Annotated in this window: 14 protein-coding genes and 1 tRNA gene; 7 read left to right on the top strand and 8 right to left on the bottom strand. The window is 60.0% G+C overall.

Features of this window, described 5'->3' with window-relative positions:
• Positions 1 to 20 precede the first annotated feature (20 nt).
• Complete coding sequence (alaS, locus tag KUV39_RS03040; RefSeq protein WP_222458893.1) at positions 21 to 2672, bottom strand: alanine--tRNA ligase; 2652 nt, start codon at positions 2670 to 2672, stop codon at positions 21 to 23.
• 167 nt (positions 2673 to 2839) lie between these two features.
• Positions 2840 to 3907, bottom strand: coding sequence for a recombinase RecA (gene recA / locus KUV39_RS03035; protein ID WP_008560254.1), 1068 nt, complete (start codon positions 3905 to 3907; stop codon positions 2840 to 2842).
• Positions 3908 to 4120: 213 nt separating this feature from the next.
• Between recA and KUV39_RS03030 the strand changes: the two genes are divergently transcribed.
• Complete coding sequence (locus KUV39_RS03030; protein ID WP_222459053.1) at positions 4121 to 4714, top strand: gamma-glutamyl kinase; 594 nt, start codon at positions 4121 to 4123, stop codon at positions 4712 to 4714.
• A gap of 72 nt (positions 4715 to 4786) precedes the next feature.
• On the opposite strand, the gene KUV39_RS03025 is transcribed toward KUV39_RS03030, so the two are convergent.
• The 3 genes from KUV39_RS03025 to guaB all read right to left on the bottom strand — a co-directional run bounded on the left by KUV39_RS03025 (position 4787) and on the right by guaB (position 9908).
• Complete coding sequence (locus tag KUV39_RS03025) at positions 4787 to 7102, bottom strand: ATP-binding response regulator (protein ID WP_050673461.1); 2316 nt, start codon at positions 7100 to 7102, stop codon at positions 4787 to 4789.
• 95 nt (positions 7103 to 7197) lie between these two features.
• Positions 7198 to 8409 carry an RsmB/NOP family class I SAM-dependent RNA methyltransferase gene (locus tag KUV39_RS03020; RefSeq protein ID WP_222458892.1) on the bottom strand — a complete coding sequence of 404 codons (1212 nt, stop codon included), beginning with the start codon at positions 8407 to 8409 and terminating at the stop codon, positions 7198 to 7200.
• 50 nt (positions 8410 to 8459) lie between these two features.
• The gene (gene guaB, locus KUV39_RS03015; protein WP_050673459.1) at positions 8460 to 9908 is read right to left on the bottom strand and encodes an IMP dehydrogenase; all 1449 of its coding nucleotides are present in this window, start codon (positions 9906 to 9908) and stop codon (positions 8460 to 8462) included.
• A gap of 226 nt (positions 9909 to 10134) precedes the next feature.
• Between guaB and KUV39_RS03010 the strand changes: the two genes are divergently transcribed.
• From KUV39_RS03010 to KUV39_RS02995, 4 genes are all read left to right on the top strand, one after another.
• Positions 10135 to 11325 (top strand): CaiB/BaiF CoA transferase family protein, encoded by a 1191-nt coding sequence (locus KUV39_RS03010; protein WP_222458891.1) that lies wholly within the window; start codon positions 10135 to 10137, stop codon positions 11323 to 11325.
• A 125-nt stretch (positions 11326 to 11450) separates the two neighbouring features.
• Positions 11451 to 13535: an ASKHA domain-containing protein gene (locus tag KUV39_RS03005; protein WP_222458890.1), complete on the top strand. Its 2085-nt coding sequence runs from the start codon at positions 11451 to 11453 to the stop codon at positions 13533 to 13535.
• Between the two features lie 86 nt (positions 13536 to 13621).
• A tRNA-Gly gene (locus KUV39_RS03000) sits at positions 13622 to 13695 on the top strand.
• 190 nt (positions 13696 to 13885) lie between these two features.
• Complete coding sequence (locus tag KUV39_RS02995) at positions 13886 to 14362, top strand: acyl-CoA thioesterase (RefSeq protein WP_008561909.1); 477 nt, start codon at positions 13886 to 13888, stop codon at positions 14360 to 14362.
• A gap of 107 nt (positions 14363 to 14469) precedes the next feature.
• Here the strand turns inward: KUV39_RS02995 and pgl are convergent, their stop codons facing one another.
• From pgl to KUV39_RS02980, 3 genes are all read right to left on the bottom strand, one after another.
• A complete protein-coding gene (pgl, locus tag KUV39_RS02990; protein WP_222458889.1) occupies positions 14470 to 15141 on the bottom strand; it encodes a 6-phosphogluconolactonase in 672 nt (223 codons plus the stop codon).
• Complete coding sequence (gene zwf, locus KUV39_RS02985) at positions 15138 to 16607, bottom strand: glucose-6-phosphate dehydrogenase (RefSeq protein WP_209032993.1); 1470 nt, start codon at positions 16605 to 16607, stop codon at positions 15138 to 15140. The genes pgl and zwf overlap by 4 nt, the downstream gene beginning before the upstream one ends.
• 192 nt (positions 16608 to 16799) lie before the next feature.
• Positions 16800 to 17072, bottom strand: coding sequence for an usg protein (locus KUV39_RS02980; protein WP_008561063.1), 273 nt, complete (start codon positions 17070 to 17072; stop codon positions 16800 to 16802).
• Positions 17073 to 17299: 227 nt separating this feature from the next.
• Between KUV39_RS02980 and gyrA the strand changes: the two genes are divergently transcribed.
• Together gyrA and KUV39_RS02970 are read left to right on the top strand one after the other, a co-directional pair.
• Positions 17300 to 20011 (top strand): DNA gyrase subunit A, encoded by a 2712-nt coding sequence (gene gyrA / locus KUV39_RS02975; RefSeq protein ID WP_244998234.1) that lies wholly within the window; start codon positions 17300 to 17302, stop codon positions 20009 to 20011.
• A 125-nt stretch (positions 20012 to 20136) separates the two neighbouring features.
• A complete protein-coding gene (locus KUV39_RS02970; RefSeq protein ID WP_222458887.1) occupies positions 20137 to 20487 on the top strand; it encodes a DUF6614 family protein in 351 nt (116 codons plus the stop codon).
• Positions 20488 to 20541: the final 54 nt, after the last annotated feature.

The raw sequence follows: 20541 nt of genomic DNA, 5'->3' as shown, positions 1-20541 counted from the left end.
ACCTATTGGTCAATGCAGGCTCAGCCCGCGAGGAATGCCTCTGCGGCCTTCAGCGCGTCTTGCGCACCAGAGAAGTCCTTGCCGCCGCCTTGCGCCATGTCAGGACGGCCACCGCCCCCCTTGCCGCCAACCGCCGGAACGGCCGCTTTCAGCACGTCAACGGCGGAAACCTCAGACGTCAGATCGTCGGTGACACCTGCGGCGACCGCGACCTTACCGCCGTCGTTGGCAATCAGCAGGATCACGCCAGAACCGATCTTCTGCTTGTGCGCATCGATCAGACCACGCAGATCCTTGCCAGAGACACCTTCGAGCGCCTGACCAAGGAAGGTCTTGCCGCCGATGTCTTTGGTTTCAACTCCGCCACCAGCGCCGCCACCCATTGCAACCTGCTGTTTCAGCTGAGAAACTTCGTTTTGCAATGCCTTGCGTTCATCCAGCAGCGCCTTGATGCGCTCTGGCACATCGCCGGGCTGTGCCTTCAGTTCCAGCGCCGCCTGAGCCAGAAGGTGATCCTGACCCGTCAGGTATTGGAACGCCTCTGCGCCGGTCAGGGCCTCGATACGGCGCACACCTGCGCTGCTGGCGCTGTCACCCAACACAACAAATGTCCCGATATCACCGGTCTGTTTGACATGCGTACCGCCACACAGCTCCAGCGACCAGGTCTGGCCGTCCTGCCCCTTGCCAGTGGGCGCCTTACCCATCGACACCACGCGAACCTCGTCGCCGTATTTTTCGCCAAACAACGCCTGCGCGCCAAGCGCACGTGCATCATCAGGGGTCATGATACGGGTTTCCACGGTCGAATTCTGGCGGATGAAGTGGTTCACCTGCTGCTCAACGGTCCGGATCTCATCCAGGCTCAGCGCCTTGTTGTGGCTGAAATCGAACCGCAGACGGTCATCCGCGTTCAGCGAGCCGCGCTGTGCCACATGCTCACCCAGCACCTCGCGCAGCGCCTCGTGCAGGAGGTGGGTCGCCGAGTGGTTCGAGCGGATCGCAGAGCGACGCGCGTGATCCACCTCAAGCTGGGCAGCGGCCCCCTTGGTGATCATGCCGCTTTCCACCTTACCAAAGTGGATGAACACGCCAGCAGCCTTCTTGGTGTCACTGACGCGCACAACGCCACCGTCCACACGGATTTCACCGCTGTCGCCAACCTGACCACCGGATTCTGCATAAAACGGCGTCTGGTTCAGAACGACCTGCACATCCGTGCCTGCACCGGCCTCGGACACTTGGCCACCGTCAACAACCAGCGCCATGACCTGACCCTCTGCGGCCTCGGTCTCATAGCCAAGGAAATCGGTGGTACCGGCCTGATCGGCAACATCGAACCAGATCGTGCTATCCGCGCTTTCACCAGAGCCCGCCCAAGCCGCGCGCGCCTTGGCCTTTTGCTCGGCCATCGCGCTGTCAAAGCCGTCGGTGTCAACAGTGCGGCCCTTTTCGCGCAGCGCATCCTGTGTCAGATCAAGCGGAAAGCCGTATGTGTCGTAGAGTTTGAACGCAGCCTCACCCGGCAGCGGTGCGCCTTCATCAAGGTCGGCCAGTTCATCATCCAGCAGTTTCAGACCGCGATCCAGCGTCTGTTTGAAGCGCGTTTCTTCCTGCAACAGCGTCTCTTCGATCATCGACTGCGCCCGACCCAGCTCCGGATAGGCTGCGCCCATCTGCTGAACCAACGCAGGCACAAGGCGATGCATAACCGGATCCTTGGCGCCAAGAAGATGCGCGTGGCGCATCGCCCGGCGCATGATGCGGCGCAGCACGTAGCCGCGGCCATCATTGGACGGCATCACACCATCCGAGATCAGGAAAGAGGTCGACCGCAGGTGATCTGCGATGACCCGGTGATGGACGTTCTGGTCGCCATAAGGATCGACATTGGTCACGTCGGCCGAGGCTTCGATCAGCGCCTTGAACAGGTCGGTGTCGTAGTTGTCATGGCTGCCCTGCAGCAATGCGCCAATCCGCTCCAGCCCCATGCCGGTGTCGATCGACTGCATGTCCAGCGCCTTCATCGAGCCGTCTTCGAACTGCTCATTCTGCATGAACACGACGTTCCAGATTTCGATGAAACGGTCGCCGTCCTCATCCGCGCTGCCCGGAGGGCCGCCCCAGATGTGATCACCATGGTCATAAAAGATCTCGGTGCAGGGACCACAGGGTCCGGTCGGCCCCATCTGCCAGAAGTTGTCAGAGGTATCGATGCGGATGATGCGATCTTCCGGTACACCGACCTTTTTCCAGATCTCAAAGGCTTCGTCATCGGTGTGGTAGACGGTCGTCAGCAGCTTTGACTTGTCGATCCCGAATTCCTTGGTGATCAGTTCCCATGCAAACGGGATCGCCTCTTCCTTGAAGTAGTCACCAAAGGAGAAGTTCCCGAGCATCTCAAAGAATGTGTGGTGGCGCGCGGTATAGCCCACATTGTCGAGGTCATTGTGCTTGCCCCCGGCGCGGACGCATTTCTGCGATGTTGTTGCGCGGGTGTAGTCGCGGGTTTCAAGTCCTGTGAACAGGTTCTTGAACTGCACCATGCCCGAGTTGGTGAACATCAGGGTCGGGTCATTGCGCGGCACCAACGGACTGGAGGACACAACCTCGTGGCCCTGTTTGGCAAAGTAGTTCAGAAAGGTTGAACGGATATCATTGAGCGTCGGCATATACGGGATCTCTTTGCTGGCTGTCTCAGCGGTCCCGGCAGGTGTAGCCCCAGCCTTCCGGCCTGTCCAGCACTGCAAGGCGCAAAACCAAGGGTGAATTCGAACGAAAAAGGGCGCGGAAGCCTCCACGCCCTGATTTGATCAAAATTTCATGCGGTTTTCGGCGTTTACGCCTCAAGGATATCGTCGTCACCGCCCTCGGGTCGATCGAATTCCAGACCATGCGCTGCACGGATCTTGTCCTCGATATCATAGGCGATATGAGGGTTTTCCCGCAGAAACGTCTTGGCATTCTCGCGGCCCTGCCCGATCCGTTCGTCGCCGTAAGAGAACCAGGCACCGGATTTTGCAACCACACCAGCCGCAACACCAAGATCAAGCAGCTCACCCATCTTCGAGATGCCTTCGCCATACATGATGTCGAATTCAACCTGCTTGAAGGGCGGTGCGACCTTGTTCTTGACCACCTTGACGCGGGTCGCGTTGCCGACCACTTCGTCGCGGTCCTTGATGGCACCGATCCGGCGGATGTCCAGACGGACGGAGGAATAGAACTTCAGTGCGTTACCGCCAGTTGTGGTTTCGGGCGAGCCGAACATCACGCCGATTTTCATCCGGATCTGGTTAATGAAGATTACCATACAGTTGGAGCGGCTGATGGAACCGGTCAGCTTGCGCATGGCCTGGCTCATCAGGCGGGCCTGAACACCCACATTGCTGTCGCCCATGTCGCCTTCCAGCTCCGACTTGGGTGTCAGTGCAGCAACAGAGTCGACGATGACCATGTTGACCGCGCCCGACCGCACCAGCGTGTCGGTGATTTCCAGGGCCTGTTCGCCGGTATCGGGCTGCGAAATCAGCAGTTCGTCCAGATCAACGCCCAGCTTGGCCGCATATTGCGGGTCCAGCGCGTGTTCCGCATCCACAAAGGCGCAAACGCCGCCTTTCTTTTGTTGTTCTGCGATGCAGTGCAACGTCAGCGTGGTCTTGCCCGAGCTTTCAGGACCGTAGATTTCAACGATCCGTCCCATCGGCAGGCCACCAATGCCAAGTGCGATATCAAGCCCCAGCGAGCCGGTCGAAGACGCCTCGATCTCGTTCAGGGGGTTGCCATCGCCGAGCTTCATGATGGAGCCCTTACCGAACTGCCGTTCAATCTGCGCCAGGGCGCTGTCGAGCGCCTTTTGTTTGTCGCCGCTTTTCTTGTTGTCTTTCATGGTCAAAAGATCCGCCATAGTCCCTTGTCCCTTCCTATGTGTCACACCCGCAGGCGGGCGGCAATCACTGCTTTGTTCACCTCATGTTCTATATGAGATCAAAACAGGAACATTGCAAGAAGAACTTCGCTGGATGTTCTTCTTTGTTCTCTCTCCGAGTTGGTAGCCAACATGGTTAAGAGAGTGTTATTGAAGGGAGAACCACGGGTATTTGAGCAGGCTTTTCACGGTATGCTGATCTTTTTCAAAGAACGTCTGGCGCTGCTTTCGGTGCCGAAAACCGGCACCACGGCCTATCACGCCGCCTTGGCGAGCCGGGCGGATGTGGCGATTTCAAACCCGCCCGAGCTGAAACACGCCCCGGTCTATCGCTACAACCGCTGGATTCGGCCGATGTTTGACAAGGTGTGCAACGCCGAGATGGAGCTGGTCGCGGTCATGCGAGAGCCGATCAGCTGGCTGGGGTCATGGTATCGCTTTCGCCAACGCGACGCACTGGCAGGCCACCCCAACAGCACGGCCGACATTTCGTTTGACGCGTTCCTGCGGGATGCCTGCCGTGGCAAGCCGCCCCGCCACGCAGATGTCGGAAGCCAGGCCAGGTTCCTTGCGCCCCAACCCAATGGCTGCGCCGTGCGCCATTTGTTTCGATATGAAGAGCCGCAGAAGCTGCAAGCCTTTCTTGAGACGCGGCTTGGCTACCGGTTTGAGCTGCCGCAGCTGAACGTGAGCCCTGCCCGGGACCTTGCGCCCAGTGACGAGACGCTTGCCCTTGTCCGGCGCAAGCGGGCGGAGGAGTTTGCCCTTTACGACAGCATCAGCTGATCTGAGCAGCCCGCAGAAAGAAAAAACGCGCCATCCGTCCGGACCGCGCGTTTTTTTCATGCCAGATGGTCGCTAGTGCAGCTGTTCGTGGACCGTTTCGGTCAACTGGTTGAGCGAGAAGGGTTTGGGCAGGAAGACCGAGTTCGGCACCGACGGCTCTTCTTCGCCAAAGGCGCCTTCGGCGTAGCCCGAGACAAAGACGACCCGCGTGTCCGGTCGGGTTTTCAGCGCCTCGCGCACCCAGCTGGGCCCGTCCATTCCCGGCATCACCACATCGGTGACAAAGACATCCACCGTCAGACCGGGGTCTTCCAGGGTGCGCAGCGCATCCTCGGCAGAGTCGGCTTCCAGCACGGTATAGCCGCGCATCCGCAACGCACGGGATGCAAAGGCGCGGACCGGGGCCTCGTCCTCGACCAGCAGCACGACACCCTCGCCATGCTGGGCTGCGGGGGTGGGCTTTGCACCGGCTTCGGCCTCTGGCTTCACAACTTCCGGTTCGGCCTGGCTGTTCACCGGGAAATACAACGTGAACTGGGTGCCCTGATCCTTGATCGAGTCGACAAAGATATAGCCGCCGGTCTGTTTGATGATCCCGTAGGCGGTCGACAGACCAAGACCTGTCCCCTCGCCGGTGCGTTTGGTAGTGTAGAAGGGTTCAAACACCTTCTGCAGTTTGTCCGGCGCGATCCCGACCCCTTCGTCAGAGACCTTCACGGTGACCCAGTCGCCGGGGGGAACAACGGCGCGATCACGCTCCAGCGGTTCGTCCAGAACAACGGCTTCCGTCTCAACCCGGATTTCACCACCCTGAGGCATTGCATCGCGCGCGTTCACCACAAGGTTCATCAGCACCTGCTCCAGCTGGCGCTTGTCCGCCCGGATCGAGCGCATGACCGGATCATGGCTGAGCGTCAGGGTAATCTTTTCACCCACAAGGCGGTTCAGCAGATGGGTGAGGTCAGACAGCGTGTCACGCACGTCCAGCACTTCCGGCTGCAAGGTCTGCTTGCGCGAGAAGGCGAGAAGCTGGCTCACCAATGCGGCGGCACGGTTGGCGTTTTCGTGGATCTGGATCAGATCACCGAAATCCTGATCGCCCTGATCGTGCCGGAGAAGCAAAAGGTCGCAATGGCCTGAAATCGCCGTCAGCAGGTTGTTGAAGTCATGCGCAACACCGCCCGCGAGCTGACCGATGGCCTGCATTTTCTGGCTTTGAACAAACTGCGCCTCGAGGGTCTTCAGTTCAGTGGCGTCATTCAACACCGCGATCAGAACTGTTTCGCCCTCTTCCACGACACGGGTCAGCGTCACCTGGACAAAGACCTCCTTGTCGCGACGCGAAAGACGCAGGAACTCAGATTTATGCGAGGCATGGCCCTCGGCAGTGTCCCGCAGCCAATCTGCCATCGGGCGACCAAGACCCTCCATCAGCTGGCCAATCTTCAGGTTCTTCGTGGTTTTGGTGCCAAGAAGCTGCATGCCGAGCTTGTTGGCGGACAACACGGTGCCATCCGGCGACACCTTTACAAAAGGAACCGGCAGGCTTTCCAGCGGTGCCTTGCCACTGTTGGCTTCGGATGGATCAAGCGCGAGGAAATAGAGTTCGCTGCGGCCCTGGCTGCGGTTCTTTTCCTGAACCAGAACCTCAACCGGACCGGATTTCGTGCTCATGGTGTTGATTTGCCCAGACAGCACCGGCAGCGACGTGAAAAGACGGTCTGTCGATTTCACCCGTTCACCAATCAGAGCACGCGCGGCTTCGTTCATGAACAAAACGGTCCCGGTGCGGCCGACGGTCAACATCGGGATCGGCACATTGTCGGCATTGCGCCCTGTTGTCGGGCGATCAGCGATTTCCTCTACCCGCCACAAAAAGCTGCCACCTTGCATTTGGTGCACTGCCAGACGGACATGCCCACGGCGGGTTACGATATCTTCGCGCGCGGCCCCTTCTACGCGGGCGCGGCTTTGCAGCCGGAACAGAACCGCAGAGGGGTTGGCAAGGATAGAGCGCATGGTCCCAGCTAGGGTTTCGGTATCGCCATCTTCAAACCGCTTGGCCGCAGCACCGTTGGAGGCATGCACGACGCCATCTTCATCGGTGACAAAAGTGGGCGTCGCATCCTTGTCGATGAAGCCAGTCAAAAGCTCCGTCGCCATTGCACGGGCTTTCAGGCGCGTCCGTGCCTGGATCAGCATCAACAGCGCCACCGCCACCAGCGTCAGACCAACAGCAATCAACCCGCGTGTGATCCACTCGGGCGTGTTCAACACCCAAGGTGCGGTGATCACCATCGCAGACAAAACCAGCACAGCCGCAAGACGTGCATGTTCAGGCGTGTAAACGCGCAACTCGGGAACGGGGGAAGTTCGACGTCCGTTCATTGCGGCTCCCTCAATGGATCAAGTGCGCCCATATCGCGACGAATAAGGTTAAGACTGCGTTAAGGTTGCAGTAATTTTATTGGATCTCTCTGGGTTTAATCGTTGCCGATACGGCGCAGTACCGCAACATAGAAACCGTCGCTGCCGCCCTGCACCTGCCAGCCGTGATCGCTCTGCAACTGCCAGCCAGAGCGGCGTGCGAGAAAATCATCAACCTGCTTGCGGTTTTCGACCGACAGCATGGAGCATGTTGCATAGGCCAAAACGCCGCCGTCAGCGACCAGTTCAGCGGCCTCATCAAGAATGGCGCTTTGGGTCTGACACAGAGTGTCGAGCTGGGACTGGCTGAGCCGCCACTTGCCCTCGGGGGCGCGGCGCCAAGATCCGGAGCCAGAACAAGGCGCATCACACAGCACCAGGTCATAAGGGGCCTTTGCGCCGGTTTTCCGCGGCTCCAGCAGGGTTACCTTGACGCCCGCACGCTCTGCACGGACTGGCAGGTCTTTCATCCGTTGTGCCGCAATATCATGGGCATAAAGGTCGATCTTTGCCCGCGCCGCCAGCGCCAGGCTTTTGCCGCCACCGCCGGCGCAATAGTCCAGCACCCGCATCCCATCCGCAAGCGGCAGCGCCTCGATCACCGCCTGACTGGCAGCGTCCTGCAGCTCCACCAGCCCGTGAGCATAGGCAAGAGAGTTGCGCAGCTTGCGGGCACCTTCGGTGACGTTCAATGCAGTGTCCGCCGCAGGGTGCGGCTCCGCCAGGATGCCTTCGGATGCGAGTCGGGCAACTGCCTCGGCCTGATCCGGATGACGGCGGTTGACGCGCAGATGCACTGGCGCCCGGCTCTGCAGGGCCCTGCCTGCCGCCTCAACCCCATCACCCAGGCTCTCAGAAAACAACGGCCAGAGCCATTGCGGAATATCCAGCCGTTCCGCATCGGACAGCTCTGGCACCCGCGCGAGCGCTGCACGTTCATCATCGTTAAGTGCAGAAGGCCCATGACCTTCACCAGTGAACAGCGTGTCAGGCTCCACACCTTCGGCGCGCAATGCGCCCAGCATCAGCTGGCGACCGGTGGTGTTTGTGTGATCGATCACATCCACCCCGCCCCCGCCACCAAGGGCCGCAAAGGAACGCAAGCACCGCAGCGCGTCAAATACGTGGTCGCGCACCGCTGCCCGATCCTTGGATCCGGCAAAGCGGCTACGTCGCGCCCAGGCTGTCAGCTGTTTCTCCGCAGGTTCCCCGGCCAGGATCTGGTCGAGGATTTCGATTGCGGCCTGTCGGCGGGCTGCCGGGGTCATGCCCCAGCCTCATGGCGATGCATCACGGTCATCCGGCAGCGCTCCTGTTTTTAGCCGATACGGTAGTTCGGGCTTTCACGCGTGATCTGCACGTCATGGACGTGGCTTTCCTTGAGACCGGCGCCAGTGATGCGGACAAACTCGCAGTTCTTGCGCATCTCATCAACGGTTGCACAGCCTGTGTAGCCCATCGCTGCACGCAGACCGCCAACCAGCTGGTGAATTACCGCACCTGCAGCCCCTTTGTAGGCCACCTGCCCCTCGATGCCTTCGGGCACGAGTTTGTCACTGGCGGCATCCTTCTGGAAATACCGGTCAGCAGAGCCACGCGCCATCGCGCCGAGCGATCCCATGCCGCGGTAGGATTTGAAGGAACGGCCCTGATACAGGATCACTTCGCCCGGCGATTCATCCGTTCCCGCGATCATCGAGCCAACCATCGCGCAGGACGCGCCGGCGGCAATGGCCTTGGCGAAATCACCAGAGAATTTGATACCACCATCCGCGATGATCGGAATGTCACCAGCGGCGCCGGCACAATCCATGATCGCGGTCAGCTGCGGAACACCGACACCTGCAACCATCCGGGTGGTGCAGATGGAGCCCGGACCAATCCCGACCTTGACGGCATCCGCGCCCGCATCGATCAGCGCCTTGGTGGCTGCGGCTGTCGCGACGTTACCCGCCACGACCTGCACCTTGGACGACAGCGCCTTGATGCGCTTGACCGCCTCGATCACCCCTTCGGAGTGTCCATGCGCGGTGTCCACCACCACGATATCGACACCAGCATCAATCAGCGCCTCAGAGCGGGCAAAACCGCTGTCACCAACAGAGCTGGCGGCCGCAACGCGCAGACGACCCAGTTCATCCTTGCAGGCAGTGGGGTTGAGAACGGCCTGTTCGGTGTCTTTCAGCGTCAGAAGACCGGTCAGCTTGCCGTTCTTGTCTGTCACCAGCAGCTTTTCGATGCGGCGCGCCTTCATCATCGACTTGGCTTCTTCCAACTCGGCCGGCTCTTGCATCACGGCGAGGTTGTCAGAGGTCATCATCACCGAGACAGGCGTGTTGTCATCGGTGGCAAAGCGCATGTCGCGATTGGTCACGATGCCAACGACACGGCCCTCGCCATCGACGACCGGGAAACCGGTCACGCGGTAACGTTCCTGCAGCGCCTTGGCGTCCGCCAGTGTCTGATCTGCCGTCAGGGTGATCGGGTTGTAGACGATCCCGCTCTCGAAACGCTTGACGCGGCGGACCTGGCGGGCCTGCTCTTCCAGATCAAGGTTCTTGTGAATGACGCCCATGCCGCCAGCCTGCGCCATGGCGATCGCCATGCGGGATTCCGTCACCGTATCCATCGCCGAGCTGAGCAGCGGAATGTTGAGGGAGATGGAATTTGTCACCCGCGTGCGCGTGTCAGCCGTGCTCGGCAGAACGCTGGACGCACCTGGTACCAGAAGAACATCGTCGAATGTGAGAGCCTCACGAATCTGCATTTGCTATCCCCATGCAAAACCCCGTTGGCGATGACCCTATGGCACAGATGCCGCAGATGGGAAAGAGCCCGATTCGAGAAAAACCGGAGAATTCACGCCCCTGCGCCGAAACGATCCGTTTGCCTGTCACGGGGCCGCCGGTCTTTGCTGACATGGATCAAGGCGGGGCGGCTCTCCTGCTGTCAGCATGGGACACGCGAACAGATAAGATCGGAGCCCCAGAGCCATGCCAGACGACACTTGCTGCCGCCCATTGGAGGGGGTCGTTGTCCTAGACCTTACCCATGTCCTCGCCGGGCCATATGCCTCTATGGGGCTGCAGGATCTGGGTGCGCGCATCATCAAGGTAGAGCGTCCCGGCCTTGGCGACGATACCCGCGCCTTTCCGCCGTTCAAAGATGGCGCAAGCGCCTATTTTGCGACCATCAATCACGGCAAGGAAAGCATCGCGCTGGACCTGCGGGCCGAAACCGATCGGGTGATCTTTGATCAGCTGCTGGAGCGCGCCGACGTGATCCTTGAGAATTTTCGCCCCGGCGTCATGGAGCGGCTCGGTTATGGGTGGGAGGCGCTGCATGCGCGGTTTCCAAACCTGATCTATGGCGCTGTCTCAGGTTTTGGCCACACCGGCCCGGACCGGTTGCGCCCTGCCTATGACATGGTGGTTCAGGCCCGCGGAGGCGTCATGTCGATCACCGGGGAAAAAGACCGCGACCCAGTGCGCGTCGGGGCCTCTATCGGCGATATCGCAGCGGGCATGTTCCTGTGTCAGGGGGTTCTTGCTGCGCTTTATGCCGTCAAATCCGGCGCGCCCGGACAGAAGGTTGACGTGTCCATGCTCGACAGCCAGCTCGCGTTGCTGGAACATGCGGTCGCCATCACCTCTGTGACGGGCCATTCCCCCCGCCCGTCCGGTGCGCGCCATCCGTCGATCACGCCATTTGAAACCTTTCATGCCCGCGACGGGCTGTTTGTGATTGCCGCGGGCAATGACGCGCTTTTCGCGGGCCTGTGCAAGACGCTTGGCCTGCCTCTTGCAGAAGATCCGCGGTTTGCCACCAACTTGGCCCGCTGTGAAAATGCGCGGCTGTTGAAACGGCTGATTGAGGCAGTGACGCTGGACAAGCCCAAACAGCACTGGATCCAAGAGCTGCAGCGCGCAGGCATCCCCACCGGTCCCATTCAGGATGTGGCGCAGGTCATGCAGGACCCACAGATCCTTGCACGCAATATGGTGGTCGATGTGTGCGACGCAGACGGCCATCCGCAGTACAAGGCAGCAGGCAATCCGGTCAAACTCTCAGCCCTGCCCGATCCTGTGACCCGCCGACCCGCACCCAGCCTTGATGGCAATCGCAAAGACATCCTGAAATGGCTCGCCAATGGCGCGACACAAGACGACCATAGCGACACCTGAGCGCTAAACTGCGCCAAATCCAGACATAAATGACGCCAGCGGGCATGAAAATGACGCGGCCCGGCTTTCCCTGAGCGCAAAACGCCATATGCTCCCGCAAAATGCGCACGAACATAGGTAGAGGCATGGCAAACGATCCCGTCACCGACCCGACCCAGGCATCCGCAACCGATCCGTTGGTGGTGTTCACCCCATCGGGCAAGCGCGGCCGCTTTCCCGTTGGAACGCCCGTCCTGACAGCGGCCCGCCAACTTGGGGTCGATCTCGACTCTGTCTGCGGTGGTCGCGGCATCTGCTCCAAGTGCCAGATCACCCCGTCGTACGGAGAGTTTTCCAAGCATGGGGTAAGCGTTTCGGATGATGCGCTGAGCGAGTGGAACAAGGTCGAACAGCGCTACAAGGACAAACGCGGGCTGATCGACGGGCGCCGCCTTGGCTGTCAGGCAACCGTTCAGGGGGATGTGGTGATTGACGTCCCGCCAGAAAGTCAGGTGCACCGCCAAGTGGTGCGCAAGCGCGCCGAAGCGCGTGAAGTCACCATGAACCCATCGACGCGGCTGTATTATGTCGAGGTCGAAGAACCCGACATGCACAAACCGACCGGCGACATGGAGCGGCTGATCGAGGCGCTGGACAGCCAGTGGGGTCTGAAGGGCGTGCAAACCGATCTTCATATCCTGCAGTGCCTGCAGCCGGCCCTGCGCAAGGGCAACTGGAAGGTGACAGTCGCCGTGCATCTGGGTGATGCCAGCCAGTCCCCCAAGATCATGCACATCTGGCCCAGCTATTACGAAGGCTCTGTCTATGGTCTTGCGGTGGATCTTGGCTCCACCACCATCGCGGCCCATTTGTGCGACCTGAAAACCGGCCAGGTGGTTGCCTCCTCCGGGATCATGAACCCGCAGATCCGTTTTGGCGAAGACCTGATGAGCCGGGTGTCCTATTCCATGATGAACAAGGGCGGCGATCAGGAAATGACAGCCGCCGTGCGCGAGGGCATGAACGCGCTGTTCACCCAAATCGCCGCCGAAGCGGAAATCGACAAGGCGCTGATCGTGGATGCAGTGTTTGTCTGCAATCCGGTGATGCATCACCTGTTCCTCGGCATCGACCCGTTTGAGCTGGGTCAGGCCCCCTTTGCGCTGGCAACCTCCAACGCGCTGTCGCTGCGGGCGATTGAACTGAACCTCAACATTCACCCGGCCGCCCGTGTCTACCTGCTGCCCTGCATCGCCGGTCACGTCGGCGCGGATGCTGCGGCGGTCGCCCTTTCAGAGGCGCCGGACAAATCAGAGGATCTGGTGCTGGTTGTTGATGTGGGCACCAACGCCGAGATCCTGCTTGGCAACAAGGAAAAGGTTCTGGCCTGTTCCTCCCCCACTGGTCCTGCGTTTGAAGGCGCCCAGATCTCCAGCGGTCAACGCGCCGCCCCGGGCGCCATCGAACGCGTCGAAATCAACCCGGAAACCAAAGAACCACGTTTCCGCGTGATCGGTTCGGATGTGTGGTCGGATGAAGAGGGCTTTGCCCAGTCTATCGCGACGACCGGCATAACCGGCATCTGCGGTTCCGGCATCATCGAGGCAATTGCCGAAATGCGCATGGCTGGCGTGCTGGATGCCTCTGGCCTGATCGGCTCGGCCGAACAAACCGGCACGGCACGCTGCATTCAGGATGGGCGCACCAATGCCTACATGCTGTGGGACGGCTCCGCCGAGGGCGGCCCGACGATCACCGTCACCAACCCGGACATCCGCGCAATCCAGATGGCCAAGGCTGCGCTTTATTCCGGTGCCCGGCTCCTGATGGACAAATTCGGCGTGGAAAAGGTCGACCGCGTTGTGCTCGCCGGTGCCTTTGGGGCGCATATCTCAGTCAAACACGCCATGGTTCTTGGCATGATCCCGGATTGTGAACTGGACAAGGTCACATCGGCAGGCAACGCCGCTGGCACCGGCGCACGGATTGCATTGCTGAACCTCGAAGCGCGCGGCGAAATCGAGGAAACCGTCCGCAACATCGAAAAGATCGAAACCGCTGTGGAGCCACGTTTCCAAGAGCATTTCGTCAACGCGTCTGCCATCCCCAACTCTGCCGAGCCCTTCCCGATCCTGGGCACGGTCGTGACACTGCCGCAGGTGAATTTCAACAGCGGTGGCGGTGACGCAGCTGAGGACGGAGGGCGCCGCCGTCGCCGCCGTCGCGGCTAGGTGAAGGAAAACGATTTTGCCGGGGCAATCAGCGTGTTGTGCGCTTGACCCGCCCCGGCGAATTCGCTACTCCCAGCAACACGGATGCGGGTATGGTGAAAAGGTATCACGGCAGCTTCCCAAGCTTTAGTTACGGGTTCGATTCCCGTTACCCGCTCCAGCAAACCCCGAGTGTCCATTCGAGGGTCCATTCCAGCGCAGACCACGGACATTACGTAGCCGACTGAAATCAGTCGGCTTTTTTGTGTGCCGATCATATTCGTCCACCCCGACGCCGATCAGCATACCGGATCGGTGCATGAAACCCGCCAGCCCTTGCGCAGCTGGGACATTCCGCCTAGGCAGGCGCAATGGAGCTGATTTATCACACCCCACTCAGCGCTGAAGCGCAGATCGAACATGGCCTGACAGAGCCTCAGCCGCTGGCTATGGCCGACCGGGTGCGGTTTTCCGAACTGGATATCCTGCACCACGTCAACAACAAGGCCTATCTCAGCTGGTTTGAAACCCTGCGCGTGGCGTATTTCAACCGCTTCTTCGCACCCTTCTTTGATGGGATGCCAGCCCCGCGCAATGTCGTGCGCAACGCCAATATCCACTACGTCAAGGAAATGGTGCTGGACGAGGATTACATCACCACTGCCCGCGTCGTTTCGTTTCGCCGCACATCTTACATCATGGAGCAGCAGATCTGGTCCGGCGATCTGCGCGCAACAATGACCGGTGTGATGGTCTTGCGCACGCCAGATGGACAGTCAGGCTATCCCCTGCCCGACCCCTTGCGCCAATCCCTGATCGAACGTGACGGCGCCGTCGCCGAAGGCTGAGCATAAAAATAGGTCCTCCCAAACGGGACGGCCCAAATTTGCGAACATGTTCTGCAAACATGCGTAAAGGCACCGCACACACGCGCATGTGTTCCTTGCGCGCGGGCTCAGGGGGCCCAGTGCACTGTCATTTCTGACAAGACGGCCCGAATTGGCGCCTCTTCCGGTGGCAGCGATTTGGCGCGCTCCAACGCTTCGCGCTTGGCATCGCCGTAAATCACCAGATGTTTGGAAATCGCAGCATCCAGAACCCGGGCTGACAGGCTGATGCGGGGCTCTGGCTGGCTGTCAGGGCGCATGACCGCAAGGATGGGTGCATTCGCGGCCAGCGCAGCCTCCAGCCCGTCAACCCCCGGAAACAACGAAGCCGTGTGCATGTCTTCGCCCATACCAAGCAGGACAACCGACAGCGGCAGCTCAGGCTCGATCATGCTTTCAACCTCGGCCAGAACATCTTCGGGCGCACGCGCGGGAACGTGGAACGGCAGAAACCGGGCCGCGGCAGCGCGATCAACAAGGAGCCGCTCGCGGATCATGCGAGCATTCGAACGCTCGCTGTTGGCAGGCACCCAGCGTTCATCGGTTGCCATCAGGCGCACGCGATCCCAGTCGATATCTGCGGCGCAAAGGTCGTCAAAAATCGGGGCTGGGGTTGTTCCGCCCGCCACCGCAATCGACGCGCTGTCATGGTGCAGCAAATGCGTCTTGAGGTCGCCCGCAATCTGATTGGCCACATCGATGGCCAGCATGTCACGGTCTGCGTATTCGGAAATTTTCATGGGTTGATCCCCCGCCAGTCTCGTTGGTCACGGCGCATCAGCAGATCGGCGTCGCCGGGGCCGGTGCTACCGCTATCATAGGGTTTTGGCACATCCCCACGAGATGTCCAGCCCGCAATGATCGGATCCGTCCAGGCCCAGGCGGCCTCGACCTCATCGCCGCGCATGAACAAGGTCTGATTGCCCCGTATCACATCGGTGATCAGCCGCTCATACGCGTCCGGTGCGCCGTGAATGTTGTCCCCCAGGGCCTGGGCGAAGCTCATGTCCAAGGGCACGTCCATCAACCGCATCCCGCCCGGCCCCGGCTCTTTGATGGTCACTTTCAGGGTGATGCCCTCGTCGGGCTGCAGACGGATGGTCAGCAGGTTCGCATGCCGCCCCGCATCCGCGCCAAAGATCGAGTGCGGCGCATCCTTGAAAAAGACGTTGATAACAGAAGACCGCGCCACCAGACGTTTGCCCGTCCGCAGGTAGAACGGCGTTCCCGCCCACCGCCAGTTGCTGATATGCGCCTTGAGCGCGACATAGCTCTCTGTGGTGCTGCGTGGCGCGCCCACGGTTTCGCGGTACGTCAGATCCGAACCGGTTGCACCACTTGGGGCAACATACTGGCCGCGAACGATATGATGCGGCTCCACAGGCTCCAGCGCACGGATCACTTTCAGCTTTTCATCGCGCACGGCATCGGGGTCGAATTTGGCCGGTGGCTCCATCGCAATGAGACAGAGAAGCTGCATCAGGTGGTTCTGCATCATGTCCCGCATCGCACCGGATTTGTCGTAATACGCCTCACGCCCGCCAACGCCCACAGTCTCTGCCACCGTGATCTGGATGTGGTCGACGTATTGGCTGTTCCACAGCGGCTCAAACAACATATTGCCAAACCGGATCGCCATGAGGTTCTGAACGGTTTCCTTGCCCAGATAATGGTCGATCCGGTAAATCTGGCTTTCGTCAAAATGACTGGCAAGGGTCTGGTTCAAGGCCCGCGCAGACGCGAGGTCATGACCAAAGGGCTTTTCGACCACGATCCGGGTCTGATCGTCGGCCAGCTCATGCGCCCAGATCTGTTCCGCCAGCGGCGCAAACAGCGATGGGCCAACAGAAAAATAGAACACCCGCACCCGATCCTGGCGTGGCTTGCCCAATTCCTGTGTGAGCGCCTGCCACCCCGCCGGGTCGGTTGCATCAACCCTGAGATAAAGGACGCGATCCAGAAACCGGGCCAGCTGGTCCGGCGCCACTGCGCCGCAATGGGTTTGCAGCGCTTCGGCCACCAGCGCCTGATAGCTTTCGCGGGTCAGATCGCTGCGCGCGGCACCAATGATGCGGGCGCCATCGGGCAGCTGCTCGTCACAGTGGCGCCGAAACAGGGCCGGCAGGATCTTGCGCTGTGCCAGATCGCCAGTTCCCCCAAAAACCACCAGATCAAATGGGTCGACCGGAATAACTCGGGAAACCATGGGCCTGCCTCTTTGCCGCGGGGCGCGCCTGCTGCGCCGGATAGATCAAAGACAGCCTGACAAATCAGGACCATAGCGCAGGGCTGCCAGCTTAGTCGGTGACAGTATAAGCGACTGAGGGCAAAAGAAAACAGATCAGAAGCCCACGCGTGCCGTATGGTCGGAATTATGCCTTACATTCCAGCACAGCGGTCACGAATGAAGATGCAGCACGCCCTTGACGTTGCGCCATTCACCGGGGCTGATCATTTTGCGATGGGTAAAGCGGACCGAATGCAACGGGCCCTCGATCTCGCGCTGCCAGAACTCGATAAATTCAAACAGGCGCGGATGATCGGGCGCCAGATCATAGTCCTGCCAGACAAAGGTATTGAGCACATGGATGTGGTCGGGCATGTGATATGTCATTTCGGCCGTGGTCAGACCGTAGCCCTTCAACATCAGCTCTGTTTCGCTTTTCTCCATTTCAGGTCTCCTCTACGGACACCCCCCATGTCGTAAGCATATCATAAAATTCGTTAATCTCGTACAAATACAGCCGCTTGGCAGAAATACGGCGAGGAATGACGCCAAGATCAGCCAGCTTGCTTGCGCCTTATATGCCCTTGCTGTTAAGGTGCAGACACAAGATATAGACCCAGCAATAACTACGGGCAGCCAACGTGAGCGATACGCCGGAAACTCCTGAAAACATGGACGAAAATAAACCTGAGCGGCCTCAGTATGATGGCCCGACGGTTTCCATTGAAACCGAGATGCGCAACTCGTATCTCGACTATGCGATGTCGGTTATTGTCAGCCGCGCCATTCCCGACCTGCGTGATGGTCTGAAACCGGTTCACCGCCGGATTCTGTACGCCATGCACGAAGTCGGCAACAGCCATGACAAACCCTATCGCAAGTCGGCCCGTCCGGTTGGCGATGTCATGGGTAAATACCACCCCCATGGTGACAGCGCGATCTATGACGCCCTTGTGCGGATGGCGCAGGACTTCTCCATGTCGCTGCCGCTTCTGGACGGTCAGGGCAACTTTGGCTCGATGGACGGCGATAATCCGGCGGCGATGCGTTACACCGAAGTCCGCATGGACAAGCCGGCCGCGTCGATCCTGGCCGACATCGAAAAAGACACGGTTGATTTTCAGGACAACTACGATGGCAAGGACCGTGAACCAACGGTCCTGCCCGCCCGCTTCCCAAACATGCTGGTCAACGGCGCCGGGGGTATTGCGGTTGGCATGGCGACCAACATCCCGCCTCACAACCTCGGTGAGGTGGTGGATGCCACCCTGGCCCTTATTGAGGATCCGGACCTGACCAGCGAACAGCTGATCGAGTACATTCCCGGCCCCGATTTCCCCACCGGTGGTGTGATGCTGGGCCGCTCTGGTGCGCGCAAGGCGTATCTGGAGGGCCGTGGCAGTGTCATCATCCGGGCCAAGACCAAGGTCGAGGAGATCCGCAAGGACCGCTACGCGATCGTGGTCGAAGAAATCCCCTATCAGGTCAACAAGGCCGCGATGATCGAAAAGATAGCCGAGCAGGTCCGCGAAAAACGGATCGAAGGCGTGGCCCACGTTCAGGATGAATCCGACCGCAACGGGGTGCGGGTTGTTGTCGAACTCAAGCGTGACGCAACCCCCGAGGTGGTGCTGAACCAGCTGTATCGCTTCTCGCCCATGCAGACGTCGTTCGGCTGCAACATGCTGGCGTTGAATGGTGGCCGGCCAGAACAGCTGACCCTGCGCCGCTTCCTGACGTCCTTCATCGACTTCCGCGAAGACGTGGTTGCCCGCCGCACCGCATATGACCTGCGCAAGGCCCGTGAACGCAGCCACATCCTGTGCGGCCTCGCTGTGGCAGTATCCAATGTGGACGAGGTGGTTGCGACCATCCGCGCCTCTGCCGATGCTGCTGAGGCCCGTCACAAGCTGATGACACGCCGCTGGCCTGCGAGCGATATCGCACCCTACATCCGCCTGATCGACGATCCGACCCACACCATGAATGACGATGGCACCTATAACCTCTCTGAGGTGCAGGCCCGTGCCATTCTGGAACTTCGGTTGCAGCGTCTGACACAGATCGGTGTCAAGGAAGTCACCGATGAGCTGGAAGAACTGGCAGGCAAGATCAAGGAATACCTTGAAATCCTGTCCTCCCGCGAGCGGATCCTGGGCATCATCTCGGACGAGCTGCGCGAAGTGCGCGACAACTTCGCCGTTCCCCGTCGCACCGAGATCGTCGACTGGTCCGGCGACATGGAAGACGAGGATCTGATCGAGCGCGAAGATATGGTCGTGACGATCACATCTGGCGGCTACATCAAGCGGACCCCGCTGGCCGATTTCCGCGCGCAGAAACGCGGTGGCAAGGGGCTGTCTGGGATGCAGACCAAGGAAGAGGATGTTGTTACCAACCTCTTCGTGGCCAATACCCACACCCAGCTGCTGTTCTTCACCACCGATGGGATGGTCTACAAGCTCAAGACCTGGCGTCTGCCGCAGGGTGGCCGTACCTCCAAGGGCAAGGCGATCGTGAATATCCTGCCGATCCCCACAGGTGTGTCCATTGCAGCGATCATGCCGGTCGATGTGCCGGACGAGGATTGGGAAAAACTGCAGGTGATCTTTGCCACCAGCGCAGGTGACGTGCGGCGCAACCGCCTGTCGGACTTCACAAATGTCCGCCGCAACGGCAAGATCGCGATGAAACTGCCAGAGGACGGCTCTGTCAAACTGGTCAATGCGCGTATCTGTTCCGAAGATGACGACGTGATGCTGTTCACCGATTCCGGTCGTGCGATCCGATTCCGCACCACGGATGTTCGTGTCTTCAACAGCCGTGAGTCCACCGGTGTTCGGGGCATCAGGCTCAACGGTGACGATCACGTTGTCTCGATGTCGGTGATCCGCCATTTCGAAGCCTCCCCCGAGGAACGCGCGGCCTATCTCAAGATGCGCCGCGCCGTGGCCGGGATTGCCGACGATGGCGAGAGCGACGACGAAGATGTGGTTGCAGGTGCCATCAGCCAGGACCGCTATGCCGAGATGTCGGCGGCAGAAAACCTGATCCTGACCATCACATCCGGTGGTTCGGGCAAGCTGAGCTCTAGCCACGACTATCCGGTCCGTGGGCGCGGCGGCATGGGCGTCACCGCAATGGACAAGGCAATGCGCGGTGGTGCTATCGTGGCTTCCTTCCCGGTTGAGATGGACGACCAGATCATGCTCGCGACCTCGAAGGGGCAGTCGATCCGGGTGCCGATCGATGGCATTTCCTTCCGCTCCCGCTCTGCCGGTGGCGTGCGGGTCTTCAATACTGGCAAGGGCGAAGAAGTCGTCTCTGTTGCCTGGATTGCCGAGCAATCGGACGAGGATGAGGCGGACACCGGCGAAAGCTGAGGACCGTAAGACAAACCCAGTCAAAACGCCGCCCCAACCGGGCGGCGTTTTTGTTAATCAAAGGCTAATCAGTTTCGGGCAGCCTTTCATGTCGTGGAAACGCCATCGGGAAAGGAAGGCGACGCATGAATCTCTATCACTGCTCGATTGATCTTCACCACGAGGCCAAGGCCCTCGTCTTTGCCAATGCGGTAGACCAGTGGATGGGATACCTCGAGGAACGTGGTGTCATTCAGACCTGGCGTCTGTTGCGTCGCAAACTGAACCTTGCCAGCGATACAAACCGCGACTTTCTGCTAGAGATCGAGTTCACGGATATGTCGCAACTTGACCAGGCCTTCCGCGTCCTTGGTGAGATGGACGAAAATGTCGAACGGCTCTATGCCAATGTGAACACATTGATCGCTGCGGCTGACTTTGGACTTTACCGCCCCTTTCCTGATCCGGAAAGGGCAGAGCGTATGGCATTGATCTGACGGTAAAAACACAAAACCCCTGCCAGATGGCAGGGGTTTTCTGGTTCACGTGCG

This window comes from Phaeobacter italicus (genome assembly GCF_019801785.1).
GTDB classification, from domain to species: domain Bacteria; phylum Pseudomonadota; class Alphaproteobacteria; order Rhodobacterales; family Rhodobacteraceae; genus Phaeobacter; species Phaeobacter italicus.
Note: the sequence above shows the minus strand (reverse complement) of the source record. Positions and strands in the feature narration are given on the sequence as shown.

Coding starts and splice junctions, on each gene's coding strand:
- KUV39_RS02995 (WP_008561909.1), top strand. CDS start 13,886: ATGGAGCTGATTTATCACACCCCACTCAGCGCTGAAGCGCAGATCGAA.
- KUV39_RS02970 (WP_222458887.1), top strand. CDS start 20,137: ATGAATCTCTATCACTGCTCGATTGATCTTCACCACGAGGCCAAGGCC.
- alaS (WP_222458893.1), bottom strand. CDS start 2,672: ATGCCGACGCTCAATGATATCCGTTCAACCTTTCTGAACTACTTTGCC.
- KUV39_RS03030 (WP_222459053.1), top strand. CDS start 4,121: ATGCTGATCTTTTTCAAAGAACGTCTGGCGCTGCTTTCGGTGCCGAAA.
- pgl (WP_222458889.1), bottom strand. CDS start 15,141: ATGAAAATTTCCGAATACGCAGACCGTGACATGCTGGCCATCGATGTG.
- guaB (WP_050673459.1), bottom strand. CDS start 9,908: ATGCAGATTCGTGAGGCTCTCACATTCGACGATGTTCTTCTGGTACCA.
- zwf (WP_209032993.1), bottom strand. CDS start 16,607: ATGGTTTCCCGAGTTATTCCGGTCGACCCATTTGATCTGGTGGTTTTT.
- KUV39_RS03005 (WP_222458890.1), top strand. CDS start 11,451: ATGGCAAACGATCCCGTCACCGACCCGACCCAGGCATCCGCAACCGAT.
- KUV39_RS03025 (WP_050673461.1), bottom strand. CDS start 7,102: ATGAACGGACGTCGAACTTCCCCCGTTCCCGAGTTGCGCGTTTACACG.
- KUV39_RS03020 (WP_222458892.1), bottom strand. CDS start 8,409: ATGACCCCGGCAGCCCGCCGACAGGCCGCAATCGAAATCCTCGACCAG.
- gyrA (WP_244998234.1), top strand. CDS start 17,300: ATGGACGAAAATAAACCTGAGCGGCCTCAGTATGATGGCCCGACGGTT.
- KUV39_RS02980 (WP_008561063.1), bottom strand. CDS start 17,072: ATGGAGAAAAGCGAAACAGAGCTGATGTTGAAGGGCTACGGTCTGACC.
- recA (WP_008560254.1), bottom strand. CDS start 3,907: ATGGCGGATCTTTTGACCATGAAAGACAACAAGAAAAGCGGCGACAAA.
- KUV39_RS03010 (WP_222458891.1), top strand. CDS start 10,135: ATGCCAGACGACACTTGCTGCCGCCCATTGGAGGGGGTCGTTGTCCTA.